The sequence below is a fragment of the Spiribacter vilamensis genome, assembly GCF_004217415.1.
GTDB lineage: Bacteria > Pseudomonadota > Gammaproteobacteria > Nitrococcales > Nitrococcaceae > Spiribacter > Spiribacter vilamensis.
In genome coordinates this window covers 917,803-937,418 of the sequence record NZ_SHLI01000001.1, presented here as the reverse complement: position 1 = coordinate 937,418, position 19,616 = coordinate 917,803, and the positions used below count along the sequence as shown (strand labels likewise).

16 protein-coding genes and 2 tRNA genes are annotated in these 19,616 nt (G+C 62.3%); all 18 read left to right on the top strand.

Features of this window, described 5'->3' with window-relative positions:
* Positions 1-11 precede the first annotated feature (11 nt).
* The 18 genes from arsA (at position 12) to EV698_RS04585 (ending at position 19,613) form a co-directional block, all read left to right on the top strand.
* Positions 12-1,766 carry an arsenical pump-driving ATPase gene (gene arsA / locus EV698_RS04670; protein ID WP_130502967.1) on the top strand — a complete coding sequence of 585 codons (1,755 nt, stop codon included), beginning with the start codon at positions 12-14 and terminating at the stop codon, positions 1,764-1,766.
* A 17-nt stretch (positions 1,767-1,783) separates the two neighbouring features.
* The gene (locus tag EV698_RS04665) at positions 1,784-2,641 is read left to right on the top strand and encodes a sulfurtransferase (protein ID WP_130502966.1); all 858 of its coding nucleotides are present in this window, start codon (positions 1,784-1,786) and stop codon (positions 2,639-2,641) included.
* Between the two features lie 23 nt (positions 2,642-2,664).
* The gene (cfa, locus tag EV698_RS04660; RefSeq protein WP_130502965.1) at positions 2,665-3,816 is read left to right on the top strand and encodes a cyclopropane fatty acyl phospholipid synthase; all 1,152 of its coding nucleotides are present in this window, start codon (positions 2,665-2,667) and stop codon (positions 3,814-3,816) included.
* 216 nt (positions 3,817-4,032) lie between these two features.
* A tRNA-Val gene (locus EV698_RS04655) sits at positions 4,033-4,109 on the top strand.
* A gap of 61 nt (positions 4,110-4,170) precedes the next feature.
* Positions 4,171-6,096: a threonine--tRNA ligase gene (gene thrS / locus EV698_RS04650; RefSeq protein WP_130502964.1), complete on the top strand. Its 1,926-nt coding sequence runs from the start codon at positions 4,171-4,173 to the stop codon at positions 6,094-6,096.
* Positions 6,097-6,098: 2 nt separating this feature from the next.
* A complete protein-coding gene (infC, locus tag EV698_RS04645) occupies positions 6,099-6,659 on the top strand; it encodes a translation initiation factor IF-3 (RefSeq protein ID WP_476749583.1) in 561 nt (186 codons plus the stop codon).
* 75 nt (positions 6,660-6,734) lie between these two features.
* Positions 6,735-6,932 (top strand): 50S ribosomal protein L35, encoded by a 198-nt coding sequence (rpmI, locus tag EV698_RS04640; RefSeq protein ID WP_130502962.1) that lies wholly within the window; start codon positions 6,735-6,737, stop codon positions 6,930-6,932.
* Between the two features lie 28 nt (positions 6,933-6,960).
* A complete protein-coding gene (gene rplT / locus EV698_RS04635; protein ID WP_023366214.1) occupies positions 6,961-7,317 on the top strand; it encodes a 50S ribosomal protein L20 in 357 nt (118 codons plus the stop codon).
* Between the two features lie 74 nt (positions 7,318-7,391).
* A complete protein-coding gene (gene pheS, locus EV698_RS04630; RefSeq protein ID WP_130502961.1) occupies positions 7,392-8,411 on the top strand; it encodes a phenylalanine--tRNA ligase subunit alpha in 1,020 nt (339 codons plus the stop codon).
* A gap of 9 nt (positions 8,412-8,420) precedes the next feature.
* Entirely contained in the window at positions 8,421-10,799 is a 2,379-nt protein-coding gene (pheT, locus tag EV698_RS04625; protein ID WP_130502960.1) for a phenylalanine--tRNA ligase subunit beta, read from the top strand.
* 7 nt (positions 10,800-10,806) lie between these two features.
* Positions 10,807-11,106 carry an integration host factor subunit alpha gene (ihfA, locus tag EV698_RS04620; protein WP_023366220.1) on the top strand — a complete coding sequence of 100 codons (300 nt, stop codon included), beginning with the start codon at positions 10,807-10,809 and terminating at the stop codon, positions 11,104-11,106.
* A complete protein-coding gene (locus EV698_RS04615; protein WP_130502959.1) occupies positions 11,087-11,443 on the top strand; it encodes a MerR family transcriptional regulator in 357 nt (118 codons plus the stop codon). Before ihfA ends, EV698_RS04615 begins: the two co-directional genes overlap by 20 nt.
* Positions 11,444-11,502: 59 nt before the next feature.
* A tRNA-Pro gene (locus EV698_RS04610) sits at positions 11,503-11,579 on the top strand.
* A 149-nt stretch (positions 11,580-11,728) separates the two neighbouring features.
* A complete protein-coding gene (locus EV698_RS04605; protein WP_130502958.1) occupies positions 11,729-12,778 on the top strand; it encodes a homocysteine S-methyltransferase family protein in 1,050 nt (349 codons plus the stop codon).
* Positions 12,778-14,691, top strand: a complete 1,914-nt coding sequence (locus EV698_RS04600; RefSeq protein WP_130502957.1) for a putative bifunctional diguanylate cyclase/phosphodiesterase — start codon at positions 12,778-12,780, stop codon at positions 14,689-14,691. The genes EV698_RS04605 and EV698_RS04600 overlap by 1 nt, the downstream gene beginning before the upstream one ends.
* Positions 14,691-17,426 carry a diguanylate cyclase domain-containing protein gene (locus EV698_RS04595; protein WP_130502956.1) on the top strand — a complete coding sequence of 912 codons (2,736 nt, stop codon included), beginning with the start codon at positions 14,691-14,693 and terminating at the stop codon, positions 17,424-17,426. The genes EV698_RS04600 and EV698_RS04595 overlap by 1 nt, the downstream gene beginning before the upstream one ends.
* Positions 17,410-18,714 (top strand): sensor domain-containing diguanylate cyclase, encoded by a 1,305-nt coding sequence (locus EV698_RS04590; protein ID WP_165385723.1) that lies wholly within the window; start codon positions 17,410-17,412, stop codon positions 18,712-18,714. Before EV698_RS04595 ends, EV698_RS04590 begins: the two co-directional genes overlap by 17 nt.
* The gene (locus EV698_RS04585; protein ID WP_130502954.1) at positions 18,711-19,613 is read left to right on the top strand and encodes a histone deacetylase family protein; all 903 of its coding nucleotides are present in this window, start codon (positions 18,711-18,713) and stop codon (positions 19,611-19,613) included. The genes EV698_RS04590 and EV698_RS04585 overlap by 4 nt, the downstream gene beginning before the upstream one ends.
* Positions 19,614-19,616 lie beyond the last annotated feature (3 nt).

The window sequence follows — 19,616 nt, the reverse complement described above, 5'->3', positions numbered from 1 at the left end:
GGATGACGGAAATGTTCGATAATCTACCTAAGTTCGTATTCTTCACCGGCAAAGGGGGCGTTGGTAAAACCTCACTGGCCTGCGCTACGTCCGTTAACCTTGCGGACGCGGGGCAGAAAGTGTTGCTGGTGAGTACCGATCCGGCATCCAATGTCGGCCAGGTGTTCGATACCCGCATTGGTAATCACATCAAGCCGATTCCCGATGTTGCTGGGCTTGAAGCACTGGAAATCGATCCTGAAGCGGCGGCGGAAGAGTATCGTGAACGGATCCTCGGTCCCGTACGGGAACGTCTGCCAGAGGAGGCTGTTGCCAGCATCCAGGAACAGCTCTCGGGGGCCTGCACCACCGAGATCGCCGCGTTTGACAAGTTCACTGCCATGCTCACGGACGAGGCACTGATCGGGCGCTACGACCATATTGTTTTCGACACCGCGCCCACCGGCCATACCATACGGCTGCTGAAGTTACCTGGTGCCTGGACCGGGTTCCTGGAAACCGGGGGTGACGCCTCCTGCCTCGGGCCCCTGGCTGGGCTGGAGCAGCAACGCGAGCGCTACGCGGCCGCCGTCGACAGCCTTTCTGACGAGTACCTGACCCGTCTCATCCTGGTGGCCCGCCCCCGGACAAGTTCAATGGCGGAAGCCGCGCGAACCCACCGGGAGCTGGCCGATATCGGCATACGCAATCAGCATCTCGCCATTAACGGCATGATGCCGGCTGAGGGTTCAGACGATGCTCTGGCCGCCAGTATGATTGAGCGTGAGCGCACCGCCGTGGAAGAAGTCGATTCAGATCTCGCGGGTTTACCGCAAAGCCACTTCTACCTGCGCCCTGAAAACCTGGTGGGGCTGGATGCCCTGCGGCGAATGAATCAGCCGGTTGAAACCATGCGCTCCGGGACACCCCGGCGTGCTCTGGATAATTTGCCCCCCCTTTCCCGCCTGGTTGATGACATTGAGGCCGATGGTAAGGGCCTGGTGATGACCATGGGCAAAGGCGGGGTTGGCAAGACCACGATCGCAGTAGCCGCTGCCGTAGAGCTGGCCGCCCGTGGCCACGAGGTATTGCTGACCACAACCGACCCGGCTGCTCACCTGACTGAAACCCTTGCGGGCGATGTCGACAACCTGACCGTCAGTCGCATTGATCCCGAGGTGGAAACCCAGACTTATCGCGATCACATCATGGCGACCCGTGGTGCCAGCCTCGATGCGGAGGGCCGCAAGATGCTGGAGGAAGATCTGCGCTCACCCTGCACCGAGGAAATCGCGGTGTTCCAGGCTTTCTCCAGAACCATCCGCGAAGCCGGGCATAAATTCGTGATCATGGATACGGCCCCGACCGGTCATACACTGTTGCTGCTGGATGCAACCGGCTCGTACCACCGGGACATCATGCGTCATGCCGGAGAGACGAGCGCAAACATGGTGACACCGATGATGCGTCTGCAGGATCCGAAGCAGACCAAAGTGCTGATCGTGACCCTGCCGGAAACCACACCGGTGCTGGAAGCCGCGCGCCTACAGGACGATCTGAAAAGAGCGGAAATCACGCCTTACGCCTGGGTGGTCAACGCCAGCCTGGCAGCCACCGAGACCAGCCATCCACTGCTGGTTGCACGGGCTGCAACAGAGGCATCGGAAATAACCCGGGTCGAAACAACCCTGAGTTCCCGATACGCGGTTGTTCCGATGCTCGCTGAAGACCCGATCGGAGCCGCAAAGTTGCGTGCGCTTGTCGGGCATCAGGAGGAATTGGTGTGAGGACTGCAACGGCGGACATGCCCGAAACGCCCCTTGTCAGTGGCGACTGGTTGGCCGCACGACTGGACGCGCCGGGGCTGGTGATCGTCGATGCCCGTAAGGGCGACGGTTATGCCGAGGCGCACATCCCCGGCGCGCGGCAACTCATGCTTACTCCGCTGTTGCACCAATCCGGTCGGGTGATAGACCCCGAGGATTTCGCAGCGGAAATGGCCCGGCTTGGTGTCGGGCCGGACACGCTGGTGGTGGCTTATGACGACGGTAACAACCTGTTCGGTGCGCGGCTGTGGTGGGTTCTACGCTACTACGGCCACGACAACGCGGTTGTTCTGGATGGCGGTTGGGACAACTGGATATCGACAGGGCTGCCCAGGACCGACGAAGCCCCGCCGGCTCCGGAACCGGGGGCGTTCAAAGCATATCCAAACCCGGAATACCTTGCCGAAACGGCGGATGTGCGCGCCGCGATAGACGACCCGGATCGGCAGATTGTCGACGTGCGCGGGGATGCGGAGTGGCTGCGTGCCACACCAACCGAAGCCTCTATGGCCGGGCACATTCCTGGCGCCCTGCATATGGTCTGGACCGACTGCCTTGATCCCGCCACCCGCCGCTTCCGGTCTGCAGATGAGTTGCGCGCGCACTTCACGCTGCTCGGGTTACGGCCGGAGGCTGAAATCATTACCTATTGCCAGGGTGGCATTCGCGCCGCGCATACCGTTCTGGCACTAACGATCGCGGGCTTTGTACACGTGCAAAACTACGAGGGATCGTGGGCCGAATGGAGCCGGGTGCAGATGCCTGCAACCGTCGAACGCGCAAGCCCGGTGCACCCCGCCGGGCAGAATCCCGGCGGCGTCGATCAGTCTGTTTGAGACCAGCGGCAACGGCGGTAGTGATGAGCACAGAAAAATCCAGTGTCGCTTTTTTTGACCCCGACAAAAAGACGCATCAGTTCGCGGCGGATTTACTGGCAAAAGCTGATATAAAGATTGGTGGGTCTCGACCGTGGGATATTCGTTTCAATGCACACGGCGTACCCGAGGCAGCCATGGCTCAGGGTAACCTTGGTTTCGGTGAGGCCTACATGAATGGCGCCTGGGAAGTAGATGAGCTGGACGAATTCTTTTATAAACTGCTCAGCGGCAAAATTCCCGACCAGATCAAGCCGACTAAAATCCTCCCCCATATCCTCAAAACCAAGTATCTGAATCGGCAAACTGAAAAACGTGCCTGGGAGGTTGGCAAGAGCCATTACGATCTGGGAAACAGATTCTACGGCGCCATGCTCGACTCCCGCATGACCTACACCTGCGGATACTGGAAAGATGCAAGTAATCTGGAGGAGGCGCAGCTCGCCAAGCTGGATCTGATCTGCCGCAAGCTGCAGTTGCAGCCTGGCATGCGCCTGCTGGACATCGGATGCGGCTGGGGCAGCCTTATGGCTTATGCGGCCGAGCATTACGGGGTAGAGGCGGTAGGCATGACCATTTCAAAAGAACAGGTGGAGTGGGCCACAGCGAAGTACCCTCATCTCAAGCTGGATTTTCGCCTGACGGATTACCGGGAAATAGATGAAAAATTTGATCGTATCGTCAGCGTTGGCATGTTCGAGCATGTTGGATCGAAAAACCATCGTACCTTTATGGAGGTCGCCCACCGTTGCCTGAACCCGGGTGGGCTTTTCTTACTGCATACCATTGGCAGGAATCTGCGCAATTCCTACCCTGACCCGTGGATTGACAAGTATATTTTCCCGAACGGTGAATTGCCCTCGCTTGGCCAGATTGGTGATGCGGTGGACGAGCTGTTCGTGGTGGAAGATTTGCATAACTTCGGTGCCGACTATGATAAAACGCTATTGGCGTGGTGCCGGAACTTTGAAGCGGCCTGGCCTGAATTTCAGGCTGAGCTTGGCGAGCGCTTCTACCGAATGTGGCGTTATTATCTACTTTCCTGTGCCGGCGCTTTTCGTGCTCGTAATATTCAACTCTGGCAGTGGGTGTTGGCAAAAGATGGTGTGAAAGGGGGGTATACAAGAGTGACCTGAACCAGCCTTAGTGTCGGATGCCACGGCAAAACGCACGTCAGTACCCCACATCCAGGCCCTGTCTCCTCAGTCAGCTCGTCCATTGCCTCCTGGCTAACGCGTTCGCGTTCTGCCTTGTAGGCCAGCAGGTTTTGGTCAAAGCAGCGTATGGACCCATTGGGTCTTCAACCCTTTGGCAAATCCGCCCAATGCCGCTATACTTTCGCCCCTGACGACAGGCGCGTAGCTCAGTAGGTTAGAGCACCACCTTGACATGGTGGGGGTCGGTGGTTCGAATCCACTCGCGCCTACCACATCCTGTCCCCTGATCAATGCAAGTGGCCTCTGGTATGGGTCACCACTGTGGAGCCTTGAATGCCCCTTATCACCCTTCCCGATGGCAGTCAGCGCGACTACGCCACTCCGTTATCCGTTCTCGAAGTCGCACAGGATATTGGCGCCGGCCTTGCAAAGGCGACGGTCGCCGGCCGCGTTAATGGCACGCTGGTCGATGCCTGTGATCCGATCGATACCGACGCCGATCTGCAGATCATTACGCCAAAAGATCCGGAAGGTCTCGAAATTATCCGCCACTCGTGCTGCCACCTGCTCGGTCAGGCGGTCAAGCAGCTCTATCCAGAGGCACAGATGGCGATCGGCCCGGTGGTGGAGGGCGGTTTCTATTACGACATCCGCTACGACGCCGGCTTCCACCCGGAAGATCTGGAGCAAATCGAGCAGCGCATGGCGGCGCTGATCGACCAGGAATACGATGTGGTCAAGCGCGTGACACCGCGCTACGAGGCGCTTCAGCTGTTCCGCGAGCGCGGCGAGAACTACAAGGTCGAGCTGGTCGAGAACCTGACCGACGTCGATTCGATGGCGCTCTACCATCACCAGGAATACGTGGATATGTGCCTCGGCCCGCATGTGCCCAACACGCGGTTCCTGAAGGCGTTCAAGCTCACCAAGCTGGCGGGGGCCTACTGGCGCGCCGACGCCAACAACGAGATGCTGCAGCGTATCTACGGGACGGCATTCGGCGATCGCAAGGCCCTGAAGGCGCATCTCAAACTCCTCGAGGAGGCGCAGAAGCGCGATCACCGTCGTATCGCACGCAGCCAGGACCTCTTCCACATCCAGGAAGAATCCCCGGGCATGGTGTTCTGGCATCCCAACGGCTGGCGTATCTACACGACGCTGCAGGACTATCTGCGTGGGCGCCTGTCGGCGCATGGCTACCAGGAGATCCGGACGCCCGAGCTGGTGGACCGCAGCCTATGGGAGCGTTCCGGTCACTGGGAGAAGTTCCGCGAGGACATGTTCACGACGCACTCGGAGCACCGCGACTACGCGGTCAAGCCCATGAACTGCCCCTGCCATGTCCAGGTATACAACCAGGGGCTGAAGAGCTATCGCGATCTGCCACTTCGCCTGTCGGAGTTCGGCAACTGTCATCGCAACGAGCCGTCCGGCACGCTTCACGGGCTGATGCGCGTGCGCAATTTCACGCAGGACGATGCCCATATCTTCTGTACCGAGGACCAGCTCCAGGACGAGGTGTCGGCTTTTCTGGATCTGGCATTCAGCGTCTATCACGACTTCGGTTTCGACGAGGTCCAGGTCGCACTGTCTACACGGCCGGAGAAGCGCGTCGGCGAGGACGCCCTCTGGGATCGGGCCGAATCGGCGCTCGAACACGCGCTCCAGGCGAAAGATATGGCGTTCACCGTCAACCCGGGGGAGGGCGCCTTCTACGGGCCCAAGATCGAGCTCGCCATGCGCGACTGCCTCAACCGGGTCTGGCAGTGCGGGACCATGCAGGTGGACTTCTCCATGCCGGGCCGGCTCGATGCGGAATACGTCGCTGAAAGCGGCGATCGGGAAGTGCCGGTGATGCTCCACCGCGCGATCTTCGGATCGTTCGAGCGGTTCATCGGCGTCCTCACCGAGCACTACGGGGGCGACTGGCCGGTCTGGCTCGTGCCGACCCAGGTCGAGGTCGTCAACATCACCGATCGCCACGCGGATTACGCCCGATCGATTCAGAAGTCCCTGACTGAAAGGGGATTCCGGGCGGAGTGTGACTTGAGGAACGAGAAGATCGGCTTTAAGATCCGTGAGCATACGATTCGTCGAGTGCCGTATATGGCAGTCGTCGGTGACAAGGAGCGGGAATCGGGACAGGTTGCGGTCCGTACACGGATCGGTGAGGATCTCGGTTCCATGCCGCTGGAGACGTTCATGGAGCGTCTCAATCAGGATGTTGCCCGTCTGGGCCGAACGCTTGTGGAGGATTAAGCATCGCTATACGCAGAAAGCCGGGGGCGCGTCGCCAGCAGCCCGGCGCCGGTGAGAACCGGCGGATCAACGAGGATATTCAGGTCCCCCGTGTCCGGATGATCGACGAAAACGGCGAACAGGTCGGTATCGTCGGTACCGACGAGGCTGTCAGTCGGGCGCAGGGCGTGAGTCTGGACCTGGTCGAACTGGACCCGAACGCCGACCCGCCCGTCTGCCGGGTGATGGACTTCGGCAAGTGGAAGTTCGAGCAGTCCAAGAAACAACAGGCTGCCAAGAAGAAGCAGAAGCAGATCGAGGTCAAGGAAGTAAAATTCCGGCCCGGGACGGACGTGGGCGATTACGACGTCAAGCTGCGTAATCTCAAGCGATTCCTCGAGGAAGGCGACAAGGTAAAGGTTACACTGCGCTTCCGGGGCCGGGAGATGGCTCACCAGGAGCTGGGTCTCGAGCTGTTGCAGCGGGTCGAGAAAGATCTGGAAGACGATGCCACCGTTGATCAGCGGCCCAAGATGGAAGGCCGGTTGATGGTGATGACGATGTCTCCCCGCAAGGGGAAATAGCGGAGGTTTCGGCCTCCGTCGGGTGAGCGCCCGGTTCGCCGGGTGTTCTTTTTTGTGGCAACGGAGAAGCGGTTCATGCCGAAGATGAAGACGAACCGTGGCGCCGCCAAGCGCTTCCGCAAGACCGCGAGCGGTCGTTACAAGCGGGCGCATGCCTTCCACAACCACATCCTGACCAAAAAGGATGCGAAGCGGAAGGTGGAGTTGCGAGCGACCACACTGGTTGCAAAGCGGGATACGCCGATGATTCGGCGGCTACTTCCCTACAGCTGATTTAAACTGAACAGAGAGGATTCTGAAGATGGCCAGAGTAAAGCGTGGCGTCACTGCACGCCGCCGCCACAAGAAGGTCCTCGGCAAGGCGAAGGGTTACTACGGCGCACGTCACAAGACGTTCAAGGTAGCTAACCAGGCGGTCATTAAGGCCGGCCAGTACGCCTACCGGGATCGCCGGGTTCGCAAGCGCGAGTTCCGCGCGTTGTGGATCCAGCGCATCAACGCCGCGGCCCGTATCAACGGGCTGTCCTACAGCCGGCTCATGAACGGTCTCAAGCAGGCCGAGATTGAGGTGGACCGCAAGATGCTCGCCGATATGGCGGTGCATGATGCCGCCGGCTTCAGCGCGATTGCCGAGCGCGCGAAGGCGGCGCTGGCGTAAACGTCCCGGCAAGGGACGGCCAGCAGGGGAAGGCCGTTGTCTTCCCCTTTTTTTTGTCTGCAACGGGAATAACCATGAGTGACGCGCTCCAGTCATTGACCGAGCGGGCCGAGCAGGCCGTCGACGACGCCAGTAGCGTCGCCGAGCTGGATGCGGTCCGCGTTGCCTACCTGGGCAAGAAAGGCCAGATTACCGAACAGCTGAAGTCGCTGGGTCGACTGCCCGCGTCGGAGCGCCCGGCGGCCGGGCAGGCGATCAACGCCGCCAAGCAGCGGGTCGCCGAGCGGATCGAGGCGCGCCGTACCGAGCTGGAGGCGGCGGAGCTTGACGCCTCCCTGGAGGCGGATCGTGTGGATGTGACACTGCCCGGTCGCGGCGAGCCGCCGGGCGGGCTGCATCCCATCACCCGGACGCTCGAGCGCATCGAATCGATGTTCCGCGGCGTTGGCTTCGCGGTAGCGGAAGGCCCCGAAGTGGAGGACGATTACCACAACTTCGAGGCCCTCAACATCCCCGCCGATCACCCGGCGCGGGCGATGCATGACACCTTCTACTTCGATGCCCGGCACCTCCTGCGCACCCATACCTCGCCGGTCCAGATCCGCGTCATGGAGGCGGAGGGTGCGCCGGTGCGAGTGATCGCCCCGGGCCGTGTCTATCGCTGCGATTCGGATCTGACCCACACGCCGATGTTCCACCAGGTCGAGGGTCTGCTGGTGGACGAGGGCGTCACCTTCGGCGACCTCAAGGCGGTGCTCGAGGATTTCGTGCGGCGCTTTTTCGAGGCCGATCTGGCGCTGCGCTTCCGGCCCTCCTACTTCCCGTTCACCGAGCCCTCGGCCGAGGTGGATGTCGAGTGCATGTTCTGCCACGGCGAGGGTTGTCGGGTCTGCAGCGGCAGCGGTTGGCTCGAGATCCTGGGTTGCGGCATGGTCCACCCGGCGGTCTTCGAATCGGCGGGCATCGATGCCGAGCGCTACACCGGCTACGCCTTCGGCATGGGCGTCGAGCGGCTGGCGATGCTGCGCTACGGCGTCAACGACCTGAGAATCTTTTTCGAGAACGATCTGCGCTTTTTGCGCCAGTTTCGCTAGGAGCGCTGCATGAGAATCAGCGAACGTTGGTTGCGTGAATGGGTGGCCCTGCCGGCGTCGACCCGCGAGTTGGCGGAACGCCTGACCATGGCCGGTCTCGAGGTGGATTCGGTGGAAACCGCCGCGCCCGCCTTCAGCGACGTAGTGGTCGGTGAGGTAACGCTCTGCGAGCCCCACCCGGACGCCGAGCGCCTCAAGGTCTGCACGGTGGAAGATGGCAGTGGCGAACCGAAGGCCGTCGTCTGCGGTGCGCCCAATGCCGTAACGGGGCTGAAGGCGCCCTTCGCCCGTGTCGGTGCGCGCCTGCCTGGCGACATGAAAATCAAGGCGACGAAACTGCGGGGCGTCAAGTCCTGGGGCATGCTCTGCTCGGCGAAGGAGCTGGGGTTCTCCGAGGAGAGCGCCGGACTGATGCCGCTGCCGGCGGATGCGCCCGTGGGCGAGGACCTGCGCGAGTGGCTGGATCTGGATGATGCGGTGATCGAGGTCGAGCTCACGCCCAATCGCAGTGACTGCCTGAGCATGGCCGGCGTCGCCCGGGAGGTGGGCGTACTGACGGGGCATCCGGTAACGGCGCCGGACGCCGATCCGGTGGATGCGGTGCATGATGTCACCCGGCCGGTCCGTCTCGAGCAGCCGACCGACTGCCCGCGCTACTGTGGGCGCGTCATTCGCGGGATCGACCCCGATGCTGCGACGCCGGTCTGGCTGGCAGAGCGCCTGCGGCGAGCCGGTATCCGTCCGCTGAGCCTGACGGTGGATATCACCAATTACCTGATGCTCGAACTCGGTCAGCCCATGCACGCCTTCGATCTCGAGGCCCTCGACGGCGGTATCCGGGTGCGTCACGCGCGTCAGGGGGAGTCGATCACGCTGTTGAACGGCGAGTCCGTGACCCTGGCGGCGGGGACCCTGGTCATTGCCGACGATGATCGGCCCGTCGCCATCGCCGGCGTCATGGGCGGACAGGACACGGCCGTCAGCGCGGGCACCACCGATCTGTTTCTCGAGGCGGCGTTCTTCGCCCCGTCCGCCATCGCCGGTCGTGCCCGCGAGTACGGACTGCATACCGATTCCTCGCACCGCTTCGAGCGCGGGGTCGACCCGCAGCGCTGTCGCGATGCCATCGAGCGCGCGACCGCACTGATCCTCGCCCATGCCGGCGGTGAGCCGGGGCCCGTCATCGAGGCGGTGGACCCCGATCACCTGCCCGCGACCCGCGCCGTCAGCGTCCGCCCGGCGCGCGCGAACGCACTGCTCGGAACGGCGATTGAGCCGTCCGCGATGGAGGAGACGCTGACCCGCCTTGGCATGCCGCCGAGGGCCGACGGTGATACCTGGTGGGTCGAGGCGCCGAGCTGGCGTTTCGACATCGCCCGCGAGGTCGATCTGATCGAGGAGATCGCGCGGATCCATGGCTATGATCGACTCCCCTCAACGCGTACGGCCCTGCCGGCGTCGATCCCTGCACAGTCCGAATCGAGTGTAGCGCTGGGCCGGTTGCGATCGCTGCTGGTGGACCGGGGCTACCACGAGGCGATTACCTACAGCTTCGTACCCGCGGATCTGCAGGCAAGGCTCGACCCCGAACACCCGCCACTGGCCCTCGCCAATCCGCTCTCGAGCGATATGGACGTGATGCGAAGCTCCCTCTGGCCGGGTCTGATCCGGGCGGTGGTGCACAATCGCAACCGCCAGATGCCGCGTGTCCGGTTGTTCGAGGCGGGTCTGCGCTTCCGCGGCGCCCTCGGGGCGCTCGAGCAGACGCCGGTCATTGCCGGTGTGTTGACCGGTCCGGCAACGCCCAAACACTGGGATCATTCCGATCGCCCGGTGGATTTTTTCGATATCAAAGGCGATGTCGAAGGGTTGCTTGCGCTGACGGGGCCGGCGCACGCCTGCCGGTTCGAGTCGGCGGCGCATCCGGCCCTCCATCCGGGGCAGTCGGCGCGTATCGTCAGTGGCGAGCGTACCATTGGCTGGGTGGGTGCATTGCATCCGGAGCAGGCCCGGGCGATGGATCTGGACGGGGCCGTCTATCTGTTCGAACTCGAGCAATCGGTCTTCCATCACCGCTCGCTACCCGCGTTCAAACCCCTTTCCCGGTATCCGTCCATCCGGCGTGATCTCGCCATTGTCGTCGCGGAGTCGGTCTCCGCGGATGCGGTGCGCGACTGCATTACCGCTGCCGCGGGGCGGGTGCTCGATTCCGTTGCCCTGTTTGACGTCTACCGGGGCAAAGGTGTCAGCGACGGGTGTAAAAGCCTCGCTATGGGATTGATATTGCAGGATAATTCCCGCACGCTAACAGATGATGAGATCGATGCGGTGCAGCAGGCCGTCGTCCGTTCGCTGCACGAGACACTGAACGCGGAATTGAGGGAGTAGGGCAGGCATGGCGCTGACCAAGGCCGACATGGCCGAGCGGCTTTTCGAGGAGGTAGGCTTGAACAAGCGCGAGGCCAAAGAACTGGTCGAGAGCTTTTTCGAGGAGATTCGCCAGGCCCTCGAGGCAGGCACGCCGGTGAAGCTCTCGGGGTTCGGCAACTTCGATCTGCGTGACAAGAGCGAGCGTCCCGGTCGAAACCCGAAGACGGGCGAGGAGATCCCGATCTCTGCGCGTCGCGTCGTCACATTCCGGCCGGGGCAGAAGCTCAAGGCCCGGGTAGAGGCCTATGCCGGACACGAGCAGTAGCGAGGCGCTGCCGCCGATCCCGGCGAAGCGCTATTTCACGATCGGTGAGGTCAGCGAGCTCTGTGCGGTCAAGCCGCATGTGCTGCGTTACTGGGAGCAGGAGTTCAGTCAGCTCAGTCCGGTTAAACGACGCGGCAATCGTCGCTACTATCAGCGCCAGGACGTCATCCTGATCCGCCAGATCCGCGGCCTGCTGTACCTGCAGGGGTTTACCATCGGCGGCGCCCGGCAACAGCTCTCGGGCGAGTCGGCCCGCGATGACAGCAATCAGCGCCAACAGGTGGTTCGGCAGATCCGCACCGAGCTCGAGACACTGCTGAGTGAACTCAAGCGCTGAGGCCACTGGGCGGTGGTGGCTGGCCCGCAGGCGGAAGCTGTTGTATCATTTCAATCAGTCGGGGCGTAGCGCAGCCTGGTAGCGCATCTGCATGGGGTGCAGAGGGTCGCAGGTTCAAATCCTGCCGTCCCGACCATCATCAAGATATCCAGTGACTCCGCTACTTTCCCGCTCCTGCCGATCGTCCGATTTCCCTGAAATCAATGAAGCACTGATCGTCCGTGTTATACACTCATCGGAAATTAGTGCTGATATCCGCAATGCGGATGAGGGAAGGATGTCGCGATGACGAATGATGTGGTGGTGGATCGGCTCAACGAGGGGCCGTTGATTTGTGCCGAAGGCTTTCTGTTCGAGCTCGAACGACGCGGTTACCTTTCCGCTGGCGAGTTCGTTCCCGAAGTGGCGCTGCTTCGACCGGATGCGCTCGAGACGTTGCACCGCGACTTCCAGCATGCCGGCTCGGATATCGTCCAGGCATTCACCTATAACGGTCATCGCGAGAAAATGCGCGTGATCGGCAAAGAGGACAAGCTCGAGCCGCTCAACCGCTCCGCACTCCAGATCGCCCGCCGCGTTGCGAACGAGCAGCCGGGTAACCTGATGGCCGGTAACATCTCCAACAGCAATATCTGGGATCCGGACGATCCGCAGGTGCAGGACGAAGTCCGCACCATGTTCGATGAGATGGTGCGCTGGTCGGTCGAAGAGGGCGCCGATCTGATTATCGCCGAGACCTATTATTACGCCGGCGAGGCGCGTGCGGCCCTCGACGTGATCCGTGACCACGGGCTGCCAGCGGTGATCACGCTCGCGCCCATGGCCGAAAACCGGATGATGGACGGCCCCGGGATCGTCGAGACCTGCCTCGACCTCGAGCAGGCCGGTGCCAGCGTGGTGGGCATGAACTGCTTCCGCGGTCCGGATACGATGCTGCCCTGGATCAAGGCGATCCGCGAGGCGGTGAGCTGCCATGTGGCGGCGTTGCCCGTGACCTACCGCACCACCGAGGAAGAGCCCACCTTCTTCAGTCTGACCGAGTCGTCGTCCTGCAGCTGTCCTTCTCCCCATGGCCGGCCTTTCCCGACCGCACTCGATCCGTTCTACTGCAACCGCTATGAAATGGGTGCCTTCGCCCATGCCGCCCACGAGATGGGCGTGAATTACCTCGGCGTGTGTTGCGGTGCCTCACCCATGCATATCCGCGAGGTGGCCATGGCGGTGGGACGGACGCCGGTGGCGGCGCGATTCGCCGAGCGGATGGAAAACCATTTCATGTACGGCGCCCACGACCGGCTCCCCGAGCACATACGAGCGCTGGGCGATAAGGCCTAGTGTCGGGCACCCTGTCCCTCGCGCCGGTCGTGGCCAGCGCGGCCAGCGGTGTGGTGATGCTCGGCGGTATGGCAATGCTCTACCGCGATCACGTCCGACGGGGGCTGCTGGGCGCGACGCGTCGGCAGCTCGTTCTGGGCGGTATCCTGGGCGTTGCCGTCCTCCTGGTTTTGCATCAGCCGCTGGAGGCGGCTCCCGGTCTACTGCTCAATGCAGCGATCCTGTTCACGGGTCTGGCCGGGCTGCTTGCCGGTGGATGGGGCGCTATCGCCGCCCTCGCCATTGTGTTACCCGCACGGCTGCTGACGGATGTCGAGTCACTCGTCCCCGGTGCGACGACAATGGCTTTTATTGCCGCGCCTGGCGCGGGCCTGCTTGCGGGCTGGATCCGGCCCCGTGTAGCACTGACCTCGCCCTGGAGCGAGGTCCTGTCCGGTGTTCTCCTGTCTCTACCTTTGCTTGCAGTGGTGGGCTTCGGGGCGACGCCCCGGGAGGTTGCGCTCGCCGAGACCGTACCGCTCATCTTTGCGATCAATATGGCGGGCGCAGTCTTCGTCGGCTGGCTGGGAATGGATGTCGAGGAGACGACCCGCGCCCTCGAGGAACACCGTCACAACCTGGCGCTGGATCCACTGACCGGGCTCAAGAACCGGGACGCACTGGAGGCGGATATCGATGCCGAGGTTGGTGCGGCTCCGGCGGTCAGGCCCGCCTTTGCGCTGGTCTGCCTCGATATCGACAACCTCAAATACATCAACAACGCACTCGGGTTTGCGGTGGGGGACGCGGTGCTTTGCTCCATCGCGCAGCGTCTCTCGATGCAGTGCCGTACCGGCGAGACGCTGTACCGGTTAACCGGTGACAAATTCGCCGTGCTCGTGGCCTCCGGGTCGACAGAGCATCTGATGCAGCGCGGCGAGGCGTTTCTCGACGCACTTCGCCGGGTCCATCCGATTGATGACTACGATCTGTTGGTGACAGCCAGCGTCGGCATCGTCGTTGCGCCATCCCATGGTCGAACCCGGGCGGCACTGCTGGAGAACGCGGACATCGGCGTCGACCAGGCTAAAGCAGAGGGCCGCAACCGTGTCATGTGCTTCAGCCGGGAGATGCGTGCCGCGCTTGAGCGAAAGCTCACTTTGACCCAGGCGTTGCAGCACGCGCTGGTCGATGGTGATGAGCTCCGAATTGTGTTCCAGCCCAGATTGAGCGCTCGCGATGGCTGCGTCTGCGGCGCCGAGGTCCTGCTGCGCTGGCGACACCCGTCGCTCGGTGATATCAGCCCCGCGGAATTTATCCCGCTCGCCGAGCGTGCGGGTCTTGTCTGTACGCTCGATCGCCTGGTGTTTGATCGCGCTGGTCGCCAGCTGGCCGAGTGGCAGCGGCGCGGTTGCCGCCTCGATCTCTCCATCAATGTCTCGGCGCTTAGCCTGATTGCCGGACACGCCGCCCAGGACATGCTCGAGCGACTGGATCGGCACGGTGTCGACAAGCGCAGTGTCGAAATCGAGGTGACCGAGACCGAAAACATCGGCGATTCAAAGACCGTCCACGCCAATCTCCGGCAGTTCCGGGCAGCGGGGATCAGAGTGGCGCTGGATGATTTCGGGACGGGGCACTCATCACTGCGCTACGTGCAGGCGCTTCCGCTGTCCACGCTCAAGATCGATCGCTGTTTTGTCGCCGATATCGACAACGCGGATGGCAAAGCGGTGTCGATCCTCGCGTCATCCATTGCACTCGCCCGGGCACTGGACCTGGTGATCGTGGCGGAGGGTGTCGAAACGGAGCGCCAGCGAGAGTGGCTGATTGAATACAACTGCGATCAGCTCCAGGGCTTTCTGCTTGGTCGACCGATCGAGGCGGATGGATTTGAGCGTCACTATCTACCGGACAGGGGCCGTCAAGCCTGATGGTGGTGCGCCAGCGTCCTTTGCTCTTTCTGCCACTGGCTTTGTTGCTGCTGTGCGTCGGCCCTATCCCGGCCGCCCATGCAGCGGATACTGCCCTGACGCTGGGGGTGCTTGAATATCGCGACGAAGCGACTGTCCGACAGCAATGGTCGTCGGTCATTGATCGACTGAACGACTCCCTGCCAGAGCGGTTCCGGCTTCGGCTGCTGGTGCTTCCTCCTGATCGAGGGCCGGAGGCGATTCGGCGAGAGGAGGTGGATCTGGTCCTCGCGAACCCCGCCCATTACGCAACGCTCCATGAGACATCGGTGCTCGGCTCTCCGATCGCGACACTGGTGCGCGGCATCGATCGTCACGGCGCAGCGCGCGCGGGTGGCGTGCTGATTCGCCGGGCCGAGTCCTCCGACCTGCGTACCCGGGAATCCCTCCGCGATCGGCGCGTCGCCATTATGGGTGGCGATCATTCGGGCGGGTATCTACCCAACGCCTGGGCACTCCAGCAGCGGGGAATCGACCTCGACGCCATCGATTTCGTCCGTACGCCGCAGAGCCAGGGAGAAGTCGTGGATGCAGTCCTCGACGGCCGCGCCGATGCGGGGTTTATCCGGACAGGGGTCCTCGAATCGCTGGTGGATGCGGGACGGATAGACCCGGGGCAGATACGGGTCATCGAACCCGTTGTCTATCCGATGTTTCCCCACGTGGCCTCAACCCGGCTGCTCCCCGAGTGGCCTGTCGCGGCGCGCCGAGGGCTCTCGCAGGCGGCGCGGAAGGCGGTGGCGGCCGCGCTCTACTCGCTGGATCCCGCTGATCCGGATGCCGGTATCCAGGGATTTGCGCTGCCGGCGGATTACGGCGTTGTCCGCACGCTCATGCAGGATCTGCGCATACCGCCGTTCGATGAGAAACCGGCCTTTAACCTCGGCGATGTATGGGACCGCTACTGGTTAAGCGTGGTGATTATTACAGGGCTTGCGGGTCTGGTGCTGGTTCTGCTCGGGCTGATCGGTCTTTTCTATTATCGTCAGCGTCGTCTGAACCGACGCTTGAACTGGCTCTTTAGCCGGCTGCAGGGAGTCGTTGCTGGCACACGGGCAGGGACCTGGGAGTGGCATGTCCCCTCCGGTCGCACCCATTTCAATGAGCGCTGGGCGGAAATGCTCGGGCACTCCCTGGCGGAACTCGAGCCCACCAGCATTGATACCTGGAACGAGCGGGTCCACCCCGACGACCTTGTACTGGCGCGGCACCAGATGCAGCGGCATTTCGCGGGTGAAATCGATTTCTTCGAGGTCGTGATCCGCATGTGGCATCGCGACGGGCACTGGATCTGGGTCTACGATCGCGGTCAGGTCCGAACATGGACTGCCGATGGCGAGCCCGAGTGGGTTAGCGGTACGCATATCGATGATACGGCCCGGCATCGGCTGACCGAGGCGGAACGCGAGCTCTACGAGCAGTTTCGCGAGTTCACTCCCAATGTCCCCGGCGTACTCTTCCAGTTCCGTATCGACGAGAACGGCCAGTACGTCTTCCCGTTTGTTTCGGAGCGGGTTGACGAGGTCGTGGGTTGCTCCGCCGAAGAGGCGATAGCCAATCCCGCCAGCATACTCGACAAATCCGGATCGGCTTATGGCGGAGAACTGGACCGGGCGATCCAGCGCTCTGCCAACGAGCTATCGCAGTTCGACTTTACCTATCCCATCGATCATCCGGTCAAGGGTGAGCGCTGGCTCCATGCACGCTCGACGCCGGCGCGGGACGCCAATGGCGGAGTGACCTGGCATGGCTATCTCGAGGATGTGACGGAGGTGCGAGAGGCCAATGGCCGCCTGGAACAGGCCGCCGAGGTGTTCAACGCCACCGAGGACGGGATTATCATCACCGATGAAGAGCATCGCATCGTCGAGGTGAATCGTGCCTCAAACGTCATGCTGGGCTACTCGAGCACCGAATTGGAGGGACAGCTGGCTGGCAACCTGTTCCCGCCGACCGAGCGTGACGCAGTGTTTCCGCTCATTATCGAAACCCTCGACCATGGTGGGGGCGTGTGGCGGGGCGATGTTCGCCTCCGCTCGCGGGAAGGCGACGATCTGGATGTCGAGGTATACGCAACCACGCTTAATAACAAATCATTTCAGACAGTGCGGCATGTCGCTGTATTACATGACATTAGCGAACGGATTCTCTACGAACAGCGACTCAAGCGTCTCGCCAATTTCGACCTGCTCACCGGGTTGCCGAACCGACGCCTCCTGAGCGATCGGCTGGGCCAGGCCTCCGCGCAGGCACAACGCTCGGGCGAAACCTTCGCGGTCTGCATGCTCGATCTGGATCGTTTCAAACCGGTGAATGATACCTACGGACATCAGGCGGGCGACCAGGTACTGGCTCGTCTCGGTGAACGCCTTGAAGAAACACTCCGGGACGAGGACACCGTCGCCCGCTTCGGCGGCGACGAGTTCCTGATCCTGGTGCGCGACTACAAGGCCGACCACCGCGTCTTCGAGCGTATACTGGAGGCAGTCAGCCGAGCAATCTATGTTGAGGCGGCCGACATCACGGTCGAGGTAGGGGGCAGCCTGGGGGTTGCCGTGTTTGATGCGACGGCCCCGGTGGACGGGGACCAGCTCATACGACGGGCCGATCAGGCGGTCTACCGCGCCAAATCCCTGGGAGGGCAGCGCACGGTCATGTACAGCGATCTGGAGGAAAACAGTGGATCACTTGCATAACCCGACCCTGGCCGATCCGGATACGGCACTCCCCGATGACGCGTCTCTGACGTCATGGATTATCGGGCGTTTGTATGACTCGGTGCTCATAACGACGACGGACCTCGACCCGCCGGGTCCGCTGATTGTCTATGCCAACGAGGCCTTCTGCCGAAAAACGGGCTATTCGTGCGCGGAGCTGATCGGTCAGAGTCCGCGGATTCTGCAGGGACCGGCAACAAATCGGGCCGTCATTGATCGGCTGAGAGAGAACCTTAAGGCCGGTGAGACGTTCGAGGGGGAAACGGTTAATTACCGTAAAAACGGCGAGCCGTATTTCGTCCGCTGGAATATCCGGCCTTTCTACAGTGACCGGACCAATCGGCATTACTATGTCTCGATCCAGCGTGAGACGACCCGTGAGGTTGAAGCCAACCAGATCAACGACCGCATCGTCGAGAGCGTCGCCGAGGGCATCATCGCCATCGATGCCAACGGCTATATCCGTTTGCTGAATCCGGCCGCGCGCAGACTCCTCGACCTGTCGGCGGAACGGAACTGGCTGAGTGTTCACTGGCGGGAACTGTTCGCGTCGAGACAGGATTCGACCGAGTCGGCATTCGCGCGACCGATCGAGCGGGTTATCCAGAGCGGCGAGCCGTTGTCGAGTCACCGCGGCCGGTGGCCACGCAGCGATGGCGGAACGATCGATATCGAGATATCGGCAACACCGATGACCGTTGCCGAGGGTAGCGATCATGGCTGTGTCGTCATCGTTCGTGACAATACGGTGCAACGCCGTTTCGAGCGGCGTCTGTGGAATGCGGCGAATCGGGATATGCTCACCGATGCCTACAACCGTCGATTCGGTGAGGAGATACTGACCCGCGAAATCGGGCTTGCCGAACAGGAGGGCGTGCCGCTCTCGCTCATCTACTTCGATATCGATCACTTCAAGCCGATCAATGATCGATACGGCCACGGCGTGGGCGACAGGATCCTCAAGGCGCTCGCCGACTGCGTCGTCCAGCGGCTGCGCCAGAGCGACTATTTCGTTCGCTGGGGGGGCGAGGAGTTCCTTATCATCCTGCCCGGAACGGAGCAGCGGAGCGCCGGAAAGGTGGCTGAAGCGCTACGCGAGCGCATCGCCGGCATGGATTTCGAACATGGGCCCGGCGGGATCACCGTATCGGCGGGCGTCGGTCAGTACAAACCGCATGAAGACCTGAGAGTCTGGATCAACCGTGTCGACGAGGCCCTCTACGCGGCCAAGGGGGCTGGCCGCAACCGTGTGCACACAGCCGAATGACCCTGGCGGCTGTCCACCACCCCGACTACAGCTTCGATCTCCCGGCCAACCATCCCTTTCCCATGGCGAAGTTCCGGGTGCTGCGTCGCCAGCTTGCAGCGTTTGATCATCGGATCCGCTGGCATCAGCCCGGCATGGCTAATCGATCCGCTCTGGAGAGCGTCCACACCGGCGCATACCTGGACGCGTTGCTAGCCGGGGAACTCGATCATGCAGCACAGCGCCGCAGCGGGTTCCCCTGGTCGCAGGCGCTGATCCGGCGAATCCGGCTCGAGACCGGTGGCACACTGCTCGCCGCGAGGCTGGCCCTGGCCGAGGGTATTGCCCTCAATGCCGCCGGCGGGACGCATCACGCCCATGCGGACTACGCGAGCGGCTACTGCCTGCTCAATGATCTGGCGGTCACCGCGAAAATCCTGTTGTCCGAGCGGCGCGTCCGGCGCGTACTCATCATCGATCTCGACGTCCACCAGGGCGATGGAACGGTGCGGCTTCTGGCGGATGAGCCGGATGCGGTGACGTTGTCCATCCATGCGGCGCGTAATTTCCCGGCGCGCAAGGCGGCCGGCGACGAAGATATCGAACTCGAGAGCGGCCTGACCGATGCGGCCTATCTCGAGGTGCTGTCGAGCCGTCTGCCGCCCGTCATCGATCGCGTGCAACCCGACCTGGTGATCTATGACGCGGGGGTGGATGTCCATACGGCGGATCGCCTTGGTCATCTCGATCTCACGGATGACGGGCTGTACCGGCGTGATCGTTATGTCATCGATACGGTCCGCGCTCGGGGGATTCCGCTGGCCGGTGTGATCGGGGGCGGCTATGACCGCGATCTGGAGGCGCTTTGCCGTCGCCATGGCCAGTTGTTTGTCGCCGCACTCGATGCTGTCGGAAAATAACCG